Genomic DNA, 21002 nt, shown 5'->3' on the forward strand with positions numbered 1-21002 from the left:
GCTGAAATCGGTCAGGCAAACAGGCGCTCGACGTAGGCGTCGAGGTTCGCCGGATTATCGATCGAGACGCGCCGCAGCATCGCGTCCGCCTTCTCGCGGTAGCCGGCCAGATTCGCGTCGTGTTCGCGCCACGCTTCCAGCAGCACGCGGCCGCCCGTGGCCGAATCGAATTCCGGATAGTAGTAGCCGGCGTCGCCGAGCATCGGCGAGTTGTGGATCAGCGGATAGCCGCCGTAGAGCGCGTCGTAGTAGAGGTAGTTCTGCGGGTTCTCCCACTGGTGCGAGATCACCGCGTCCACGTGCTGCGAGAGGAACGACGGCACTTCCACGCGCGGCTCGAAGGTGGCCTTGTGGTGGCGCACCAGGTCGAGGCTGTTCGCGAAGTGCAGGAAGGTGCGATGGTCCTTCATGTGCATCGTGTTGATCACGTACATATGCTGCACCGAGGCCGGCTCCGCGCGATAGCACTCCTCGGCCACCAGCATCGGGTAATGGCAGCTCTTGACCACCGAGATGTTCGGTTCGAGGATCGCCAGCCGCCAGGCGCCGCGGCCCGGCTGGTAGCCGAAGCGGATGCCTTCGGCGGCGAGCGCCGCGATGCGCCGGTCGATGAAGCGCGGCGACCAGATGTGCGGCATCGAATGGACCGGCACGCGCATCAGCGTGCGCAGCAGCGGCTTGGCCGTCTTGTCGTCCTTCGGCAGCATCCAGACTTCGTCGTAGGGGCCGCCATTGAAGATGTGGCCCGAGGGCTGGTTGAAGATCGGCGTTTCGCAGAGGCCCGCGTAGACGTTGCCGACGAAGCACATGATCAGCTTCTTGCCGAGCGTCTTCATGTAGCGCAGCCAGTCCACCGGCAGCTGCGCGCCCATTTCGATCACCACGTCGAGCTCGTGCGAGACGTCGCGCGGGTTCACCAGCGCGATGTCCAGATCGGAGAAATCGAGGCCGGCGGGGATCTGCTGCGCGTCCCCGCCGTTCAGGAAGAGGATCCGGGCGATGCGTCCGGACCGCTTGAGCATCATCGCGAGGAACGCGATGTTCTGATGGATGCCGTTTTCCCAGATCGCCTGGCCGTCCCTCGCGAACAGCGAGATTCCGACGGTCAGGCGTCTGTCATTGCCATGGGGGGGCGTGGCATGAGAAGTATCGATCACCAGCTGTATCCATATCCGACACCATACGTCTTGTTTTGGCCCGAGACGCCGATGCCCAGTTTCAGAATGCCGTTGGTTGTCACGTGCGCGCTTGCGCCGAACGCCATGCCCGACTGGCCCGCGAACCGCGCGACGCCGACCGCGACGTTGATCGTCTTGCCCGGTTCGACCTGCGGCAGCATCGTCAGCGCGGTGGCCGCGGCGATCCCCTGGCGCGCCATCGTGTCCGTCTGCTGCAGGGCCTGCTGGGTCTGCGTGAGCTGCGTACCCAGCGTGTTGATCTGGCTCTGCTGGCCGGCGAACGATTGTGACATAGAAGTCGAGAGCGCACTCAACTGGTTGACGTTGACCGCGTCCGTGCCTTCCGTGCCCGGCGCCACGTTGGTGACCTGGCGCTGCTGCGCCGAGCTGCCCACCGACACCACGTTCGAGCGTCCGTCGTCGGTCGAACCCTGGCCGAGTGCGACCGAGTTCGAGCCGGCCGTGACCGCCGGTGCCTGGGCGCCCGCCTTCGACATGTCCGCCGCGTAGCCGCCAGAGCTGAGCGACCGCGTGGTGTTGTTGTCGGCCGCCGAAGACAGCGAGGCCACCGCGGTGCTGACCGTGCCGAGACCCGACGACAGCGACGCCACCGAGGTGTTGGTCGACGACAGGCTGGTGGACAGCGAGCCGAGGCCGGAGGAGGTGGAGGTCGACAGCGACGCCACGCTGCTGCTCGTCGTGGAGAGGCCGGTGGACAGCGAGCCGGTGGTCGTCGAAGTCGAGGTGGACAGCGACGCCACGCTGCTGGTGGTGGCCGAGGCGCCGGTGGACAGCGAGCCGACCGCCGTCGAGGTGGACGACGACAGCGAACTCATCGCCGCGGACGTCGAGGTGGACAGCGAGGCCACCGAGCTCGACATCGAGTTTGCCGCGTTGTTGATGCTGGTGGACAGCGAAGCCACCGCCGCGTTGGTCTGGAACAGCTGGCTGCCGTTCACCGCGTCGGTGCTCGTTGCGGAGACGCGGCCCGCCGCGAGGCCCGTCAACTGGCGCTCGAAGCCCGGGCCGCCGATGTTGAACGTGCCGACCGGGTTGTTGCCCGCGAAGCTGCCGAACGTCATGCCGCCGACCGTGGCCGAACTCACCGGCGTGGCCACGGTAGCGACCGAGCCGCCGCCGATCGCCACTGAGTTGTCGATGTTGGCGACCGCGTTCGGGCCGATCGCGACGCTGTCCACGCCGGTGGCGATCGAATCCAGGCCCGCCGAGTTGGTGTGGAAGTACCTGGCGCCGCTCGAATTGATGCTGTCGAGCGCGGCGCCGACATTGTCGACGTTCGCCGTGGTGCCGTTCGCCTTGTATGTCGTGTAGCTCGGCGGCGTGATCGTGCCGGTGGCCGGATCGTAGGTCGCGCCGCCGCCGAGCGCGGCCGCCATGCCGTTGCCGACCTTGCCGGACGAGTTCGCGATCGAGCTGACCGAGGTGGACAGCGAACTGACGCTGGACGACGTGGACGTGGACAACGACGTCAGGTTGCTGTTCGTCGTTACCAGGCCGGTGGAGAGCGAGCCGGTGACGGTGGAAAGCGACGAGATGCTGCTGGTGGTGGTCGACAGGCCCGTGGAGAGCGAGGCGACGTTGCTGTTGGTGGTGGCCAGGCCGGTGGAGAGCGAGCCGACGCTGGTGGAGGTCGAGGACGACAGTGAAGTGACGTTGCTGTTGGTTGTCGAGAGGCCGGTGGACAGCGAACCCGTTGCGGTGGAGAGCGACGAGACGCTGCTGTTGGTGGTGCTGAGGCCGGACGACAACGAGGAAACGTTGCTGTTCGTGGTCGAGAGGCCGGTGGACAGCGAGCCCGTTGCGGTGGAGAGTGACGAGACACTGCTGTTGGTGGTGCTGAGGCCGGAAGACAGCGAGCCGACGTTGCTGTTGGTTGTCGAAAGACCCGTAGACAGCGAGCCAACGCTACTGTTAGTGGTGTTCAATCCGCTCGACAGCGACGTGACACTGCTGTTCGTGGTGGAAAGGCCGGTAGACAGGGAGCCGACACTGGTCGAGGTCGAGGACGACAGTGACGAAACGTTGCTGTTGGCCGTCGAGAGTCCGGTGGAGAGTGAGCCGGTCGCGGTGGAGAGCGACGAGACGCTGCTGTTGGTGGTGCTGAGGCCGGACGACAAGGAGCTGACGTTACTGTTGGTCGTCGAAAGGCCAGTGGACAGTGAGCCGACGCTGCTATTCGTGGTGCTGAGGCCGCTCGACAACGACGAGACGTTGCTGTTGGTGGTCGAAAGACCCGTGGACAACGACCCGACGCTGCTGTTGGTTGTGCTGAGCCCAGACGACAACGACGAGACGTTACTGTTTGTGGTCGAGAGTCCGGTAGACAACGATCCTGTTGCGGTGGAGAGCGACGACACGTTGCTGTTGGTGGTGCTCAGTCCGCTCGACAGCGACGAGACATTGCTGTTGGTCGAAGACAAACCAGTAGATAGTGAGCCAACACTGCTGTTGGTGGTGCTGAGGCCGGTGGACAGCGAGCCGACGTTGCTGTTGGTTGTCGAAAGACCCGTAGACAGCGAGCCAGTCGCGGTAGAGAGCGACGAGACGCTGCTGTTGGTAGTACTGAGGCCGGACGACAGCGAGGTGACGTTGCTATTCGAGGTCGAAAGGCCGGTAGACAGTGATCCAACGCTGGTCGAAGTCGAGGACGACAGCGATGTGACATTGCTGTTGGTCGTGGACAACCCGGTCGATACCGACGACGACAACGAACCGACGCTGCTATTGGTTGTACTGAGGCCAGACGACAGCGACGAGACGTTGCTGTTCGTGGTCGAGAGGCCAGTGGACAACGAGCCCGTTGCGGTGGAGAGCGACGAGACGCTGCTATTGGTTGTGCTGAGGCCGCTCGACAGCGACGCGACGTTGCTATTCGTGGTGGAAAGACCGGTAGACAGCGAGCCGACGCTGGTCGAAGTCGAAGACGACAGCGACGAAACGTTGCTATTCGTCGTCGACAGACCAGACGAGAGGGAGCCGACGCTGCTATTCGTCGTGCTGAGGCCGCTCGACAGCGACGAGACATTGCTGTTGGTGGTGCTGAGTCCGGTGGACAGCGAAGACACGTTGCTGTTTGTCGTGGACAGCCCGGTCGATACCGACGACGACAACGAGCCGACGTTGCTGTCGGTCGTGCTGAGGCCAGACGACAACGACGAGACGTTGCTGTTTGTGGTCGAGAGTCCGGTAGACAGCGAACCCGTTGCGGTGGAGAGCGACGAGACACTGCTATTGGTGGTGCTGAGTCCGCTCGACAGTGACGAGACATTGCTGTTGGTGGTACTCAGTCCGGTGGACAGCGAAGACACGTTGCTGTTCGCCGTTGACAGCCCGGTCGATACCGACGACGACAACGAGCCGACGTTGCTGTCGGTCGTGCTGAGGCCGGACGACAACGACGACACGTTGCTGTTGGTAGTGCTCAAGCCGGACGACAGCGACGTGACACTGCTGTTCGTCGCTGAAAGGCCGGTAGATAGTGAGCCGACGCTGCTGTTGGTAGTGCTGAGGCCGCTCGACAATGATGTGACATTGCTATTTGTTGTCGAGAGACCCGTGGACAACGATCCGACGCTGCTATTCGTGGTGCTGAGGCCAGAGGACAACGACGACACATTGCTATTGGTCGTCGAGAGCCCCGTGGACAGCGAGCCCGTCGCGGTGGAGAGCGACGAGACGTTGCTGTTGGTCGTGCTGAGGCCACTCGACAGTGAGGTGACGTTGCTGTTGGTGGTCGAAAGTCCAGTCGACAACGATCCGACATTGCTATTGGTGATGCTCAGACCGGACGACAACGAGGACACGTTGCTGTTGGTTGTCGACAACCCCGTCGATACCGACGACGACAGCGAACCGACATTGCTATTCGTGGTACTCAGGCCGCTCGACAGCGAAGACACGTTGCTGTTCGTCGTGGACAGACCTGACGAGAGGGAGCCAACACTACTGTTGGTGGTACTCAAGCCGGACGACAGCGAACTGACGTTGCTGTTGGTCGTTGAGAGTCCAGTGGAGAGCGAGCCCGTCGCCGTGGAGAGTGACGAGACGTTGCTGTTTGTCGAAGACAGCCCGGTGGAGAGCGATCCGACGCTGGTCGAAGTCGAGGACGAAAGTGACGAGACGTTGCTGTTCGTCGTGGACAGGCCAGTGGACAACGAACCAACGCTGCTGTTGGTCGTGCTCAGGCCGGACGACAACGAAGTGACATTGCTATTCGTTGTAGACAGCCCGGTAGACAGCGAGCCGACACTGCTGTTGGTGGTGCTCAACCCACTCGACAGCGAAGAAACGTTGCTGTTGGTCGTCGAGAGTCCAGTGGATAGCGAGCCAACATTGCTGTTGGTGGTGCTGAGGCCGCTCGACAGCGAGGTGACGTTGCTGTTCGTGGTCGAAAGTCCAGTCGACAACGAACCGACATTGCTATTGGTGGTGCTCAGACCGGACGACAGCGAGGACACGTTGCTATTGGTTGTAGACAACCCGGTCGATACCGACGACGACAGCGAGCCGACGCTGCTATTCGTGGTGCTGAGGCCAGAGGACAACGACGACACATTGCTATTGGTCGTAGAGAGCCCCGTGGACAGCGAGCCTGTCGCGGTGGAGAGCGACGAGACGTTGCTGTTGGTGCTGCTGAGGCCGCTCGACAGCGAGGTGACGTTGCTGTTTGTGGTCGAAAGTCCAGTCGACAACGATCCGACATTGCTATTCGTGGTACTCAGGCCACTCGATAGCGAAGACACATTGCTGTTCGTCGTGGACAGACCCGACGAGAGGGAGCCAACACTACTGTTGGTGGTACTCAAGCCGGACGACAGCGAACTGACATTGCTGTTTGTCGAAGACAGCCCGGTGGAGAGCGATCCAACGCTGGTCGAAGTCGAGGACGACAGTGACGAGATATTACTGTTCGTCGTCGACAGGCCAGTGGAGACCGACGAAGACAGCGAGCCGACGCTGCTGTTCGTGGTGCTCAACCCACTCGACAGCGAGGAAACATTGCTATTGGTCGTCGAAAGTCCGGTAGATAGCGAGCCAACATTGCTGTTGGTGCTGCTGAGGCCGGATGACAACGACGAGACGTTGCTGTTCGTGGTCGAAAGGCCAGTGGAGAGTGAGCCAGTCGCGGTGGAGAGCGACGAGACGCTGCTGTTGGTGGTGCTAAGGCCACTGGACAGCGAAGTGACATTGCTATTGGTCGTGCTCAAGCCCGACGACAACGAAGTGACATTGCTATTCGTTGTGGACAGCCCGGTAGACAGCGAACCAACGGTGCTGTTCGTCGTGCTCAAGCCGCTCGATAGCGAGGTGACGTTGCTATTCGCCGTCGAGAGACCGGTGGACAACGAACCGACGCTTGTCGAAGTCGAGGACGACAGCGACGAGACATTACTGTTGGTCGTCGACAGTCCGCTTGATACCGACGAGGACAGCGAACTCACATTGCTGTTTGTGGACGATAGGCCCGTCGACAGGGATCCAACGCTGCTATTGGTCGAGCTCAACCCGCTCGACAGAGAGGTAACGGTGCTGTTGGTCGTCGAAAGGCCAGTGGACAGTGAGCCAACGCTGGTCGACGTCGAAGACGACAATGACGAAACATTGCTGTTCGTTGTTGATAGGCCAGTGGAGAGCGAACCAACATTGCTATTGGTAGAACTCAAGCCACTCGACAGTGACGAGACGTTGCTATTGGTCGTCGACAGTCCGGTGGACACTGACGAAGACAGCGAGGTGACATTGCTGTTTGTGGTGCTCAGGCCGGACGACAGCGACGAAACGTTGCTATTGGCCGTGGACAGCCCCGTCGACACGGATGAAGACAGCGAGCCGACGTTACTGTTGGTCGTGCTCAAGCCACTCGACAATGATGTGACGTTGCTGTTCGTCGTCGAGAGCCCGGTGGAGAGTGAACCGACACTGGTCGAAGTCGAGGACGAGAGCGACGAGACATTGCTGTTGGTCGTACCCAGTCCCGACGACAACGATGAGACATTGCTGTTCGTTGTCGAAAGGCCGGTTGACAGTGAGCCAACGCTGGTCGAAGTCGAGGACGAGAGCGACGAGACATTGCTGTTGGTCGTACTCAGTCCCGACGACAACGATGAGACATTGCTGTTCGTTGTCGAAAGGCCGGTCGACAGTGAGCCAACGCTGGCCGAAGTCGAGGACGAGAGCGACGAGACATTGCTATTTGTCGTGCTCAAACCCGACGACAACGACGAGACATTGCTGTTCGCTGTCGAGAGTCCGGTGGACAGCGAGCCGACGTTGCTATTTGTCGTGCTCAATCCCGACGATAAGGACGAGACGTTGCTATTGGTTGTCGACAGACCCGTGGAGAGTGAACCGACGCTGGTCGAAGTCGAAGACGACAGCGACGAGACCGTACTGTTGGTGGAGCTGAGGCCGGTCGATAGCGAGCCGATACCCGTCGAGAGAGAGCCGACACCGGTCGACAGGGAGCCGATGCTCGTCGAGAGCGAACTGATTCCGGTCGATGCCGAGGACGACAGCGAGGTGACGTTGCTATTGGTTGTCGACAGACCAGTGGAGAGCAAGCCGACGCTGGTCGAAGTCGAAGACGACAGCGACGAGACCGTGCTGTTGGTGGAGCTGAGGCCAGTCGACAGCGAACCGACGCTAGTCGACGTGGAGGACGATAGTGATGTGACGTTGCTATTCGTCGTCGAAAGCCCGGTGGACAGCGAGCCGACACTTGTAGATGTTGACGAGGACAACGACGAGATGTTGCTGTTGGTTGTACCCAGTCCCGACGACAGCGAAGAAACATTGCTGTTGGCTGTCGAGAGTCCGGTCGAGAGCGATCCGACGCTGGTCGAGGTCGACGACGACAGTGACGAGACGTTGCTGTTCGTGGTCGAAAGCCCGGTGGACAGTGAGCCGACGCTGGTCGAAGTCGAAGACGACAGCGACGAGACCGTGCTGTTGGTGGAACTGAGGCCTGTCGAAAGCGATCCGATTCCGGTCGACGTGGAGGACGACAGCGAGCTGACGTTGCTGTTTGTCGTCGAGAGGCCAGTGGAGAGCGAACCAACGCTCGTCGAGGTCGAAGATGACAGCGACGAAACATTACTGTTGGTGGTCGACAGTCCAGTCGATACCGATGACGACAACGATGTGACATTGCTATTCGTTGTCGAAATGCCAGTGGACAGCGATCCGACGCTGGTCGAAGTCGAAGACGAGAGCGACGAAACATTGCTATTGGTGGTGCTCAGCCCTGACGACAACGACGAGACGTTGCTGTTTGTCGTCGAAAGGCCGGTGGAAAGCGAGCCAACGCTTGTCGAAGTCGAAGACGAGAGCGACGAGACGTTGCTATTGGTGGTGCTGAGTCCACTCGACAGCGATGTGACGCCAGAGGACAAGGACGAAACAGCGCTGGTTGCTGATGAGAGCCCGGACGACAGTGAAGAAACGTTGCTGTTTGTCGAGGAGAGTCCGGACGACAGCGACGTGACACTACTGTTTGTGGTCGACAGTCCAGTGGACAGAGAGCCGATGCCGGTCGATGTTGACGACGACAGCGAAGCGACGTTGCTGTTCGTGCTGGCCAGGCCGGTGGACAGTGAGCCGACACTCGTCGAGGTTGAGGACGACAGCGATGAAACGTTGCTGTTGGTGGTCGACAGTCCAGTCGATACCGAAGACGACAGCGAGGTAACGTTGCTATTCGTCGTCGATAGCCCGGTGGAGAGGGAGCCAACGCTGGTCGAAGTCGATGACGACAACGACGAAACATTACTGTTTATCGTCGACAAACCGGTCGACACGGAAGACGACAGTGAAGTGACGTTGCTATTCGTGCTCGAGAGGCCGGTGGACAGGGATCCCACGCTGGTCGAAGTCGACGACGACAACGAAGAGACATTGCTATTCGTGGTGCTGAGCCCGCTGGATAGCGACGTGACACCCGATGACAATGACGAAATCGAGCTGGTCGTCGTGGAGAGCCCTGACGACAGCGACGACACGTTGCTGTTGGTCGTCGAAAGGCCGGTGGAGAGCGAGCCGACACTCGTCGAGGTCGACGAAGACAACGACGAAACATTGCTATTCGTCGTGGAAAGGCCAGTGGACAGCGAACCAACACTCGTCGAAGCCGAAGACGATAGCGACGAGACATTGCTGTTGGTGGTGCTGAGTCCACTCGACAACGATGCAGCGCCGGTGGAAAGCGAACCGATACTGGTTGATGTCGATGAGGAAAGCGACGCGACGTTGCTATTCGTCGTGGAAAGCCCGGACGACAACGACGTCACGTTGCTGTTGGTGGTCGACAGCCCCGTGGAGAGTGACCCGACGCTGGTCGAAGTCGAAGACGACAGCGATGAGACATTGCTGTTGGTTGTTGACAAGCCACTGGATATCGACGTCACGCCAGTCGAAAGCGACGAAACGGTGCTGTTGGTTGTCGAGAGCCCGGTGGAGAGCGAGCCCACGCTGGTCGAGGTCGAAGACGACAGCGACGAGACGTTGCTGTTGGTGGTGCTGAGGCCGCTGGAGAGCGACGCGGCGCCAGTCGATAGCGAAGCGACCGAGCTGTTAGTCGTCGACAGTCCGCTGGAGATCGAGGTCACTCCAGTCGAGAGTGACGAGACAGCGCTGTTGGTGGTTGAAAGTCCGGTGGAGAGCGAACCCACGCTGGTCGAAGTCGAGGACGACAGCGAACCGACGTTGCTGTTCGTGGTCGACAGCCCGGACGAAAGCGAAGTCACCGAACTGTTAGTGGTCGACAGCCCGGTGGACAGCGACCCCACGCTAGTCGAAGTCGAAGACGAGAGCGACGAGACGTTGCTGTTGGTCGTGCTGAGGCCGCTGGACAGCGATGCGGCGCCAGTCGACAGCGAGGCGACCGAGCTGTTGGTCGTCGACAATCCGGTGGAGATCGAGGTCGCTCCAGTCGAGAGTGACGAAACAGCGCTGTTGGTGGTCGAAAGTCCGGTGGAAAGCGAACCCACGCTGGTCGAAGTCGAGGACGACAGCGAACCGACGTTGCTGTTCGTGGTCGACAGCCCGGACGAAAGCGAAGTCACCGAACTGTTAGTGGTCGACAGCCCGGTGGACAGCGACCCCACGCTAGTCGAAGTCGAAGACGAGAGCGACGAGACGTTGCTGTTGGTCGTGCTGAGGCCGCTGGACAGCGATGCGGCGCCAGTCGACAGCGAGGCGACTGAGCTGTTGGTCGTCGACAATCCGCTGGAGATCGAGGTCACTCCGGTCGAGAGTGACGAAACAGTGCTGTTGGTCGTCGAGAGTCCGGTGGAGAGCGACCCCACGCTGGTCGAAGTAGAGGATGACAACGAGCCGACGCTGCTGTTGGTAGTCGACAGTCCAGACGAAAGCGAAGTCACCGAACTATTCGTGGTGGACAACCCGGTTGACAGCGAGCCGACACTGGTTGACGTCGAGGAAGACAGCGAACCGACGCTGCTGTTGGTGCTCGACAGCCCGGACGAAAGCGAAGTCACGTTGCTGTTCGCAGTCGACAGGCCGGTGGACAGCGACCCCACGCTGGTCGAAGTCGAGGACGACAGCGACGAGACGTTGCTATTGGTCGTGCTGAGCCCACTGGAGAGCGATGCGGCACCTGTCGACAGCGAGGAAATGGAACTGGTCGTGGTGGAGATGCCGGAAGACAGCGACGCCACGTTGCTGTTCGTCGTCGATAGACCGGTGGACAGCGAACCCACACTGGTCGAGGTCGAGGACGACAGCGAGCCGACGCTGCTGTTCGTGCTCGACAGGCCAGACGAAAGCGAAGTCACGTTGCTGTTCGTAGTCGACAGGCCGGTGGATAGCGACCCCACGCTAGTCGAAGTCGAGGACGACAGCGACGAGACGTTGCTATTGGTCGTGCTGAGCCCACTGGACAGGGATGCGGCACCTGTCGACAGCGAGGAAATGGAACTGGTCGTGGTTGAGATGCCGGAAGACAACGATGCCACGTTGCTGTTCGTCGTGGAGAGTCCGGTGGACAGCGACCCCACGCTAGTCGAGGTCGAAGACGAGAGCGACGAAACGTTGCTGTTGGTCGTGCTGAGCCCACTGGACAGGGATGCGGCACCTGTCGACAGCGAGGAAATGGAACTGGTCGTGGTGGAGATGCCGGAGGACAGCGATGCCACGTTGCTGTTCGTCGTGGAGAGTCCGGTGGACAGCGATCCCACGCTGGTCGAGGTCGATGACGACAGTGACGAGACATTACTGTTGGTCGTCGACAAGCCACTGGAAATCGATGTCACTCCGGTCGAAAGCGACGAAACGGTGCTGTTGGTAGTCGAGAGTCCAGTGGAGAGCGAGCCGACGTTGCTGTTCGTGGTCGACAGCCCAGAAGAAAGCGAGGTTACGGAGCTGTTCGTCGTCGACAACCCGGTCGAAAGCGAACCGACGCTCGTCGACGTTGAAGACGAGAGTGAAGAGACATTGCTGTTGGTCGTACTGAGACCGCTCGACAACGATGCGGCACCTGTCGACAGCGACGAAATGGAGCTGGTCGTCGTGGAGATGCCGGAGGAAAGCGACGCCACATTGCTGTTGGTCGTCGACAAGCCAGTGGAAAGCGAACCGACGCTGGTCGAAGTCGATGACGACAACGACGAGACGTTGCTGTTGGTCGTGCTGAGTCCGCTGGAGAGCGACGCTGCGCCAGTCGACAGCGAGCTTACCGAGCTACTCGTAGTCGAAAGTCCCGTGGACAGCGAACCGACGCTGGTCGAGGTCGATGACGATAGCGACGAGACGTTGCTGTTGGTCGTCGACAAGCCCGTGGACAAGGAACTGACGCTCGTCGAGGCGGAAGACGATAGCGACGAGACATTGCTGTTTGTCGTGGACAGTCCGCTCGAGATCGAGGTTACTCCGGTCGAGAGCGAAGAAACCGTGCTATTGGTGCTCGACAGCCCGGTGGACAACGACCCCACACTCGTCGATGTGGAGGACGACAACGATGCAACGTTGCTGTTTGCCGTGCTGAGCCCGCTGGACAGCGACGTGGCACCCGTCGAAAGCGAAGCCACCGAACTATTGGTCGTGCTCAGCCCGCTCGAAATCGAAGTGACACCAGTCGAGAGCGAAGAAACCGTGCTGTTGGTGCTGGACAGCCCGGTAGACAACGACCCCACACTCGTCGATGTGGAGGACGACAACGAAGCAACGTTGCTGTTTGCCGTGCTGAGCCCGCTGGACAGCGACGTGGCACCCGTCGAAAGCGAAGCCACCGAACTATTGGTCGTACTCAGCCCGCTCGAAATCGAAGTGACACCAGTCGAGAGCGAAGAAACCGTGCTGTTGGTGCTGGACAGCCCGGTAGACAACGACCCCACACTCGTCGATGTGGAGGACGACAACGAAGCAACGTTGCTGTTTGCCGTGCTGAGCCCGCTCGACAACGAAGCAGCCCCCGTGGAAAGCGACCCAACACTGGTAGACGTTGAGGACGACAGCGAAGCCACCGAGCTATTGGTCGTGCTCAGCCCACTCGAAATCGATGTCACCCCGGTCGACAGCGAGGACACCGTACTGCTGGTCGTCGACAGCCCCGTTGACAACGACCCCACACTCGTCGAAGTAGAGGACGACAACGAAGCAACATTGCTGTTGGCCGTGCTGAGCCCGCTCGAAATCGAAGTCACCCCCGTCGACAGCGACGCCACCGAACTATCTGTGGTCGACAGCCCGGTGGAAATCGACGTCACACGGCTGTTCGCGGTCGACAGGCCGCTCGAGGTGACCGTCGACAGGCTCGTGATCGAACTCGTGGTGGTGCTCAGGCCGGTGCTGAGCTGCGAGACCGTCACGGCGTCGGTGGCGGCCGAACCGTCGGCGACGTTGGTGATGCGGCGCAGCGTGGACGCCGAGCCGACCGACACCTCGGAGCCCGGCGCGGCCTGGCCGGTCAGGAAGCCGGCGGTGGTGGGCGCGGCGGCGGCAGTGGTGCTGCCGGCGCCGAGTGCGACGCTGTTGGCGTACTGTGCGCTGGCGTTCGGGCCGACGGCCGTCGCGAACGATGCCGAGGCGGTCGCACCGGCACCGGCCGTCAGCGACGAGGTGGCCGTGGCCACCGAGAAGCGCCCGATCGCGATCGAGGTGGCGCCGGACGCGGTGGCACCGCCGGTGCCCGAACTGTCGCCGCCGCCGATGGCGATGGAACTGCTGCCGCTCGCTCGTGTGTCGTTGCCGATCGCGCTGGAGCCCAGGCCGGTCGCGCCGGAACCGGAACCGAGGGCGACGGCGCTCGAGGCAGTGGCGAACGAATTGTGACCGAACACGGTCGAGTAGATGCCGGTGGCGGTCGCGCCGTTGCCGAGCGCCATCGAGGTGGTGCCGGTGGCCGTCGATCCGTAGCCGAGCGTGATCGAGGCAGCCCCGGTCGAGGTCGAATTCGAACCGATGGCGATCGTGCCGGTACCGGTGGCGATCGTGTTGCTGGGCGTATACACGCCCAGCACGGCCGCGTTGCCGCCGATGGCGATCGCGGAAGTGCTGGTGGTCGCGCCACCGCCGGTCGCGTATTGCGCCTGCACCGCGTTGTTGCCGGCACCCGCCACCAGCACCGCGGTCGTTACCGCCTTGGCCACCGCCGATTTATTCGGCTTGCCCTTCGCTGAATCGATTTCCGACGCGGCCACCCACGCGCCAAGAGCTTCATTCCAGATCGATCGGTAGTTACGATTCATGATGGCGGTTCTCCACGGGGCCGCGCGCATGCCATGAAATCATTGGCGCTTCTTCATGAGGCGCGGGGAAATCGGTCAATGGCGCAGATCTTATTGGAGGCGGCTAATACCTAATGAAAACAACTGCAAACTGGAAGTTCGAAACTGCAAACCATTGTGTTCGATCGCGGTTGGGCAGGGTGTTAAATTTGTTCAACGCTTCTGCCAGGCGCTTGCCGGGCGGCGATCAGGCAACCCTGAAGCGTCTGAAGAAAGCATGCTATGCATTGATATAAAAGGATTTTATCAGTGCTTTACAAATTTGTTACATAAAAGATGGCGTGGTGCCATTTGACAAATCATCGGTTTTGGACGTGATGGTGTGGTTGCCGGGTTTGTAAAAATGATAAATCCGGATACTTGGTATTTTCGAGGGTTATGTAATCGGAAACTATTTTATTATCAATTTAATTAATGTGAACGGTTTGCTGTAAATGAGCAATTGGGGATCGATTGAATTGGAATTTAATGCCCGATCAGATCTTGGATGCGTCGAAATTTCCGGGTAAACCGGGCGCGAAAGGGGCGATATTTTCGGGATGCCTATGAAATTGCCGGGAAAACCCGACACGCATTTCCGGCCGTGTCGTTTCTCTACGACAAGCGGGATTCACGGCTGGCGGAGGCCCCGAGAAGCGCGCCGAATGCCGGCGGCACCGCCGCGGAGGCGCATGAAGGGGGAGACCAGCGATATCCTGCCGCCGCACGCGAGGGGCGAGGCCGCCGACGTGGGTGAGGGGCCCTCGACGTTACGCGCCGGGGCGGTTCGGCGTCGGCAGGCGGTGCATGGCGCCGGGAACCCGGCGCCGGCGTGAAGCGGGCAGCGTGCCAGGCATGCCGTGCCGCTTCGCGGTTGCGGTCACTTCCGGATGAACTTCAGCGCGAGCCGCGCCATGCGCGGCACGAACTTCGGGCGCAGCAGGCGCGGATCGTAGCCGGCCATGCGCCGCTCGTTCTCGGCGAGGCACAGCTCGATCAGGTCGCGCGGTTTCAGCGAGCCGCCCACGGTGGTGGCGGCGTTGGCCGGAAAGTTCGCGTCGCGGGCCACGCCGTCGGGGTCGATGCCGCGCGCGATGCCGATACGGTCGCGAATCAGCGTGATCCAGATGGCGGCGACGCGCAGGAAGAACCACGGCCGCTTCCACCACGGCAGGTTGCGCCAGTACCACGCGTACCAGTTCACGAAGAACAGGATGTGGCGGCCTTCCTCCTGGATCACCGGCTCGAAGGTATCGACGAGCGCCTCGGGGAAGAAGCCGGACTGCTGGGCCGAGCGGAACAGGCCGAACGCGAAGAAGCTATCGATGCACTCGCTGAAGCCGGTCAGCACCCAGGCCCATTCGGGATCGGCGGGCGGCGGGTAGGGCGGCTCGGCGGCCAGCTCGATGCCGTAGGTGGCCACCAGCTTCGACAGCACGACCTTGTGCCGCGCCTCTTCCTCGCCGTCCATGGTCAGCGCGGCACGCAGCAGCGGATCGTCGAGGGTGGCCGCGAAGGTGGCGACGCGGATCGATGCGCGCCCTTCGGTCTGCACCGCGATGTCCCAGATCGGCAGCGAGGTGAGCCGCTTCAGTTCGGCCGCGGACAGCGGCGGCCAGTCGATGACGGCCGGCTTGTACGGGTTGTGGGTGTCGAGCAGCATCCGGCAGAACATCTGCTTGTGGGCTTCCGAGCCCGCGCGGATCGGGCCGGCGCTGTCATGCGCCCAGTTGCGCATGGCGTGATCGGCCGCCTGCTCGTGCTGTAGCGTGTCGGACATGAGAATCGTCTTGCTGTCTGGCCTGAAATCGTGGTCGGCCCATTGTTGCATAGGCAGTCGATTTCGGTATTTTTCGGGCCAGGTCGATCGTTCCCGTCCGGCACGGGTTGCTCAGCTCTGGTCGTCGATCCAGATGCGTCCCCAGCGCGAGGCATAGGCGAGCGCGTGCGCTTCGTCGAAGAAGAAGTCGATCGCGTCGAACGAATAGGCGCGGGGCTTCCCGGCCGTCGTCCTCTCGATCGTCAGGTTCGCGGCGAACAGCCCGTTCGGCTGCCGGGCGGCCGCGGGCGCCATTTCGTAGCCTTTGTAGCGGATCGGACGAATCATGGCGTGTGAAGGAAAACGTGGAGTTCGCAGCGTAAGCGCGCCGGCCGCGCGGCGGAACCAATCTTTCCGGCGAAGCATATGCGCGGCGATCGGCGAATGCATATCGCGGCCGGCATGCGATGCGAACGATGCGGCCGGCGCAATCGAGGCGGTTGTATGCGTTCGGTGCGGAGGGAAGGGGATCGCACGGGTTGGCAAACCGGCAAGGCGGATCGGCGACGGGCGCGAATGGGCGAAAGCAACGAAGCAGCCGGGTGCGAAAACGGCACCCGGCCCGGTGATTCAATGGTTCAGCGGCGGCTCAGTTCGACGCGAATTTCAGCACTGGTGGCGCGAAGTCGCCGCCGGTGGCCACGGCGGTGGCGGCCCGGTGCGAGGCGAACGCGAGCGCGAATTCGGCCGCCTGCGCGCCGACCGTTTCCAGCTGGCCGGCCACCTTGGTGTCGGTGCAGGTATCGGCGGTATCGAAGCGCGTTTCGAGCGTGTTGACGGCGGCGCCGAACGGCGTGGGCCAGCCGCGCAGCGCGTGGACGATCGAGCGCAGCGAGCTCAGCACCGTGCCGGCTGCCTGCCAGCCGTAGGCCGTGACGATGCAGCCGACGGCACGACCGTCGAGGTAGGGGCGCGGGTCGGCACGCAGCTCCTCGAGCGTGTCGAGCGCGTTCTTGACGAGGCCGGACACGCCGCCGTGGTAGCCGGGCGTCGCGATGATCACGGCATCGGCGTCGCGCACGGCCTCGATCAGCTCGATCTGCGCGGCGCTGAGACTGTTCTGTTCCGGCGCGTAGTGCGGCAGCGAATGCAGGAACGGGCCGTCGAACAGCCGGGTACGTGCCCCGGCGGCCTGGGCGCCGCGCAGCGCGAAGTTCAGCGCGCGTTCGGTGGACGAGGCCGCGCGGGTCGTCCCGCCGATACCGACGATGAACGGCCGGCGATGTTGGTCGAATGCAGTCAAGATGCGCTCCCGGGAATGCGGTGCCTGATCTCCAGGCTCGAACTGGCATGGTAACGAGGCCGACGCGGGGCGGGAAACGACTTTTCGTTCTATCGATATGCCCGCCGGCGCGGCAAGCGGCGCCGGGCCGGGGGCGGCAGACCGGCGGCCGCGGGCGCGTCGCACAGCTTGGGCCCGCTCTTCGGCGGCATCGGCAGAGCACGTCGATGGGATCGCGGCGCGTCTTTTCGTTACGGAGCCAGGGTGCCTTCGCGCGTCGTCACCATCCGGATCGATCGGTAATCCTCACAAAACGAGCGGACACGTGCACGCGCAACGATATCGCCGGCATGCCGGCGGCCTGCTCGTGCGGCGGTGCATCGCGCCGCCCGATGCCGGTGCGACCGGGTTGCACCTCGCTTCATGCCCGGCATCGCAACGGCCGCGAACGATCGTGCGCCGAAGGCCCGCATGCACGCATCGGCGAACGGACATGATCTTGTCGAATTACGACTTCGCGTTTTGTGGTTTTCCGTCGCGCGCCGGCGTCGCCTCGCGCGTTGACGCGGCGCATGATCCGACACCGAAAGCCGCGCCGGTCGCCAGCTTTGGCGTGATGCGCCGCCGCAACGGGCGTGGCGGTGGCGGGCGAGCCGCGCCGGTGCTGGCGGAGCAGGACAAATGCCGGTGTCGTATTTGCGCAAGCGTCTGTCGGAATTCGTCGGCCCATGGCAGTTTTTTCTGGCAACCATTGAGGCACGCTCTGATGGTGTGAGCCCCCGCTACACGAGGAGAAGGTTTCGATGGATGCCCCCAAGGTCGTAGTCGAAGGTCTGTGCAAGGTTTTTGGAAACAACCCGAAGCAGGCGCTCGACTTGCTCGCAGCCGGGTCGACGAAGGATGAGATTTTCAAGCGCACCGGCCAGGTGGTCGGCGTACACGACGTGTCGTTCGAGGTGCAGGAAGGCGAGATCTTCGTGCTGATGGGCCTGTCCGGTTCGGGCAAGTCCACGCTGATCCGCCTCGTCAACCGGCTGGTCGAGCCGACCGCCGGCAAGGTGCTGATCGACGGCCGCGACGTGGCCGCCGTGCGCCGCGCGGAGCTGACGGCGCTGCGCCGTACCGACATGAGCATGGTGTTCCAGTCGTTCGCGCTGATGCCGCAGCGCACGGTGCTGTCGAACGCCGCGTTCGGCCTGGAAGTGGCCGGCGTGGGCCGCAAGGACCGCGAGCGCCGCGCGATGGACGTGCTCGAGCAGGTCGGCCTCGCCGCGTTCGCGAAGAAGCTGCCGTCGGAGCTGTCGGGCGGCATGCAGCAGCGCGTCGGCCTGGCCCGCGCGCTGGCCGTGAACCCGTCGCTGATGATCATGGACGAGGCGTTCTCGGCGCTCGATCCGTTGAAGCGCAAGGAGATGCAGAACGTACTGCTGCAGTTGCAGAAGGAGCAGCGCCGCACCATCATGTTCGTCTCGCACGACCTGGAGGAAGCGCTGCGCATCGGCACGCGCATCGCGATCATGGAAGGCGGCCGGCTGGTGCAGGTGGGCACGCCGCAGGACATCATCGCGAACCCGGCCGACGACTACGTGCGCGCGTTCTTCGAAGGCATCGACACGAGCCGCTACCTGACGGCGAGCGACCTGATGCAGACGGGCGCGGTGCCCACCATGTCGCGCCTGGACGCGGCCAACGTCGCGGCCACGCTGAACGGCAGCGCCGAATACGCGTTCGTGCTCGACGAGTCGCGCAAGATCCGCGGCTTCGTCACGCGCGAGGCGATCGGCGCGAGCGCGCCGAGCGTGCGCCACGTCGAATGCATTCCTCACGACGCCACACTCGATCATGTGGTCGAGCGTGTCGTCGCGAGCCCGAATGCGCTGCCCGTCGTCGATGGCGACGGCTGTTACTGCGGCTCCGTCGATCGGGCCGTGCTCCTGAAGGCCATCACGCGTTCGCGAGGTTCCCATGTCTGAACTGATTCCGCTCGGAAGCTGGGTCGACCAGTCGGTCCGTTACCTGCTCGACCACGACGCGAAGACGTTCGACGCGATCGGCCGGGCGATCGAAAGCCTCGCCGCGCTGGTCGAGCACGGCCTGCAGGCGATCCCGATGTGGCTGCTGATGGCGATCTTCATCGGCATCGGGCTGTGGCGCGTGGGCTGGCGCTTCGCGATCTTCACGACGCTGTCGATGCTGCTGATCTTCGCCACCGGCTTCTGGGACCAGACGGTGGTCACGCTGGGCCTGACGCTGTCGTCCACCCTCATCAGCCTCGTGCTCGGCATTCCGCTCGGCGTGTGGGCGGCCAAGAGCAAGTGGGTGTCCACCATCGTGCGGCCGATCCTCGACCTGATGCAGACCATGCCGGCGTTCGTCTACCTGATTCCGGCCGCGATGCTGTTCGGCCTCGGCCGCGTGCCGGGGATCCTCTCCACGGTGATCTTCGCGATGCCGCCGGCGGTGCGCCTGACGAGCCTCGGCATCCGCCACGTCAACCGCGAGATCGTCGAGGCGGGCCAGGCGTTCGGCTGCACGCCGTGGCAGCTGCTCTACAAGGTGCAGTTCCCGAACGCGCTGCCGTCGATCATGCAAGGCGTGAACCAGACCATCATGATGGCGCTGTCGATGGTGATCATCGCCTCGATGGTGGGCGCGGGCGGCCTCGGCAACGACGTGCTGGCCAGCATCCAGCGTCTCGACATCGGCCTCGGCTTCGAGAGCGGGCTGTCGGTGGTGCTGCTCGCGATCATCCTCGACCGCATCACGGAAAGCTTCGGCCGCGCCCCCGGTACCGCGCGCGCGCCGCTGTTCTCGGGCTTCCGGCAGCTGTTCGGCAACAAGGCCGCCGTGCAGGCCTGAGCCTTGAGCCTGCCGGCCCGCCTCGCCTGATCCGTTTCGTTCCTGTTGCCGGTGCCGGCGGCCATGTGCCGCCGGCACCGGCTTCGTGCAACCTGCTCATGTCGGGAGAGCGATCGTGAGTAGCCTCGCAGTCGAGCCCGCGCCTGCCGCCCGAGCGGCGGCCGTGCCGCCGCTCGCGCATTTCGGATTCCTGACGCTGCCGCATTTCTCGATGATCGCGTTCACCAGCGCGGTCGAGGTGCTGCGGATGGCGAACTACGTCGGCCGCGCCCAGCATTACCGCTGGTCGATCCATTCGCTCGATGGCGGCCCCGTGCAGGCGAGCAACGGCATCGCGGTGCGGCCCACCGAGCCGCTCGATCCCGACGGCCCGCTGCCCGACGTGATGATCGTCTGCGGCGGGATCCGGATTCGCGACGTGGTGGACGCGCGCACGCGCGAGGCGCTGGCGGCGCTGGCCGCGCGCGGCGTGCCGCTCGGCGGGATCTGCACCGGTGCCTACGCGCTGATGTCGGCCGGCCTGCTCGACGGCTATCGCTGCACGGTCCACTGGGAGAACCTCTCGGTGCTGCATGCGGAGTTCCCGCAGGTGGCCTTCGCCGACGAGCTGTTCGTGGTCGATCGCGACCGGCTCACCTGCACCGGCGGCACCGCGCCGCTCGACCTGATGCTGAACCTGGTGGGCGCGCGGCTCGGCCAGTCGCTGGCCGCGCAGGTCTCCGAGCAGTTCATCCTCGAACGGATCCGCGGCGCGGGCGATCCGCAGCCGATCCCGGTCGACGCGCGCGTCGGCTTCTCGCGCGCGGAACTGGTCGAGGTGGTGCGGCTGATGGAGGCCAACATCGAGGAACCGCTCTCGCTCGACGAACTCGCGCGCCTCGTGCGGCTCTCGCAGCGGCACCTGCAGCGCATGTTCAAGATCTACCTGAACGTCTCGCCCACCCACTATTACCTGACGCTGAGGCTCAAGCGCGCGCGCGACCTGCTGCGCACCACCGACGCGTCGATCGCGCGCGTGACGGCCGTCTGCGGCTTCCACTCGCCGTGCCATTTCAGCAAGGCCTACCGCGCGCAGTTCGGCCACGCGCCGAGCTACGAGCGCCGCACGCCGGGGCGCTGAAACCCGGGCATCGAGCCGGGCGAGGCAAACCGGCCCGCGGGAAATCAACCGCCGGCGCCGGGCC

General features: G+C 63.1%; 7 protein-coding genes and 1 pseudogene. 3 read left to right on the forward strand and 5 right to left on the reverse strand.

Features of this window, described 5'->3' with window-relative positions; genetic code table 11:
• Positions 1-11 precede the first annotated feature (11 nt).
• From BpN12_RS02670 to BpN12_RS02700, 5 genes are all read right to left on the reverse strand, one after another.
• Positions 12-1157, reverse strand: coding sequence for a DUF2827 domain-containing protein (locus BpN12_RS02670; protein ID WP_246793739.1), 1146 nt, complete (start codon positions 1155-1157; stop codon positions 12-14).
• Complete coding sequence (locus BpN12_RS33425; protein WP_425306299.1) at positions 1154-13900, reverse strand: ESPR-type extended signal peptide-containing protein; 12747 nt, start codon at positions 13898-13900, stop codon at positions 1154-1156. The genes BpN12_RS02670 and BpN12_RS33425 overlap by 4 nt, the downstream gene beginning before the upstream one ends.
• A gap of 898 nt (positions 13901-14798) precedes the next feature.
• On the reverse strand, positions 14799-15698 hold the full coding sequence (locus BpN12_RS02690) for a ferritin-like domain-containing protein (protein ID WP_246793746.1): 900 nt from the start codon (positions 15696-15698) through the stop codon (positions 14799-14801).
• A gap of 111 nt (positions 15699-15809) precedes the next feature.
• Positions 15810-16025 (reverse strand): transcriptional regulator, encoded by a 216-nt coding sequence (locus tag BpN12_RS02695; RefSeq protein ID WP_246794605.1) that lies wholly within the window; start codon positions 16023-16025, stop codon positions 15810-15812.
• A 301-nt stretch (positions 16026-16326) separates the two neighbouring features.
• The gene (locus BpN12_RS02700; protein WP_246793748.1) at positions 16327-16980 is read right to left on the reverse strand and encodes an NADPH-dependent FMN reductase; all 654 of its coding nucleotides are present in this window, start codon (positions 16978-16980) and stop codon (positions 16327-16329) included.
• Positions 16981-17644: 664 nt separating this feature from the next.
• Between BpN12_RS02700 and BpN12_RS02705 the strand changes: the two are divergent.
• The 3 genes and pseudogenes from BpN12_RS02705 to BpN12_RS02715 form a co-directional block, all read left to right on the forward strand.
• Positions 17645-18932, forward strand: a pseudogene (locus tag BpN12_RS02705) (quaternary amine ABC transporter ATP-binding protein); the annotation flags it as partial.
• Complete coding sequence (gene choW, locus BpN12_RS02710; protein ID WP_246793749.1) at positions 18925-19818, forward strand: choline ABC transporter permease subunit; 894 nt, start codon at positions 18925-18927, stop codon at positions 19816-19818. The pseudogene BpN12_RS02705 and the gene choW, both read left to right, overlap by 8 nt.
• Before the next feature lie 115 nt (positions 19819-19933).
• Positions 19934-20938 carry a GlxA family transcriptional regulator gene (locus BpN12_RS02715; protein WP_425306279.1) on the forward strand — a complete coding sequence of 335 codons (1005 nt, stop codon included), beginning with the start codon at positions 19934-19936 and terminating at the stop codon, positions 20936-20938.
• The last annotated feature ends 64 nt before the right edge of the window (positions 20939-21002 follow it).

The sequence above is a fragment of the Burkholderia perseverans genome (genome assembly GCF_022870505.1).
Lineage (GTDB): Bacteria > Pseudomonadota > Gammaproteobacteria > Burkholderiales > Burkholderiaceae > Burkholderia > Burkholderia plantarii.

Excerpts from the sequence above, each read along its gene's own strand:
- BpN12_RS33425 (WP_425306299.1), bottom strand. The coding sequence starts at position 13,900 with ATGAATCGTAACTACCGATCGATCTGGAATGAAGCTCTTGGCGCGTGG.
- BpN12_RS02690 (WP_246793746.1), bottom strand. The coding sequence starts at position 15,698 with ATGTCCGACACGCTACAGCACGAGCAGGCGGCCGATCACGCCATGCGC.
- BpN12_RS02695 (WP_246794605.1), bottom strand. The coding sequence starts at position 16,025 with ATGATTCGTCCGATCCGCTACAAAGGCTACGAAATGGCGCCCGCGGCC.
- choW (WP_246793749.1), top strand. The coding sequence starts at position 18,925 with ATGTCTGAACTGATTCCGCTCGGAAGCTGGGTCGACCAGTCGGTCCGT.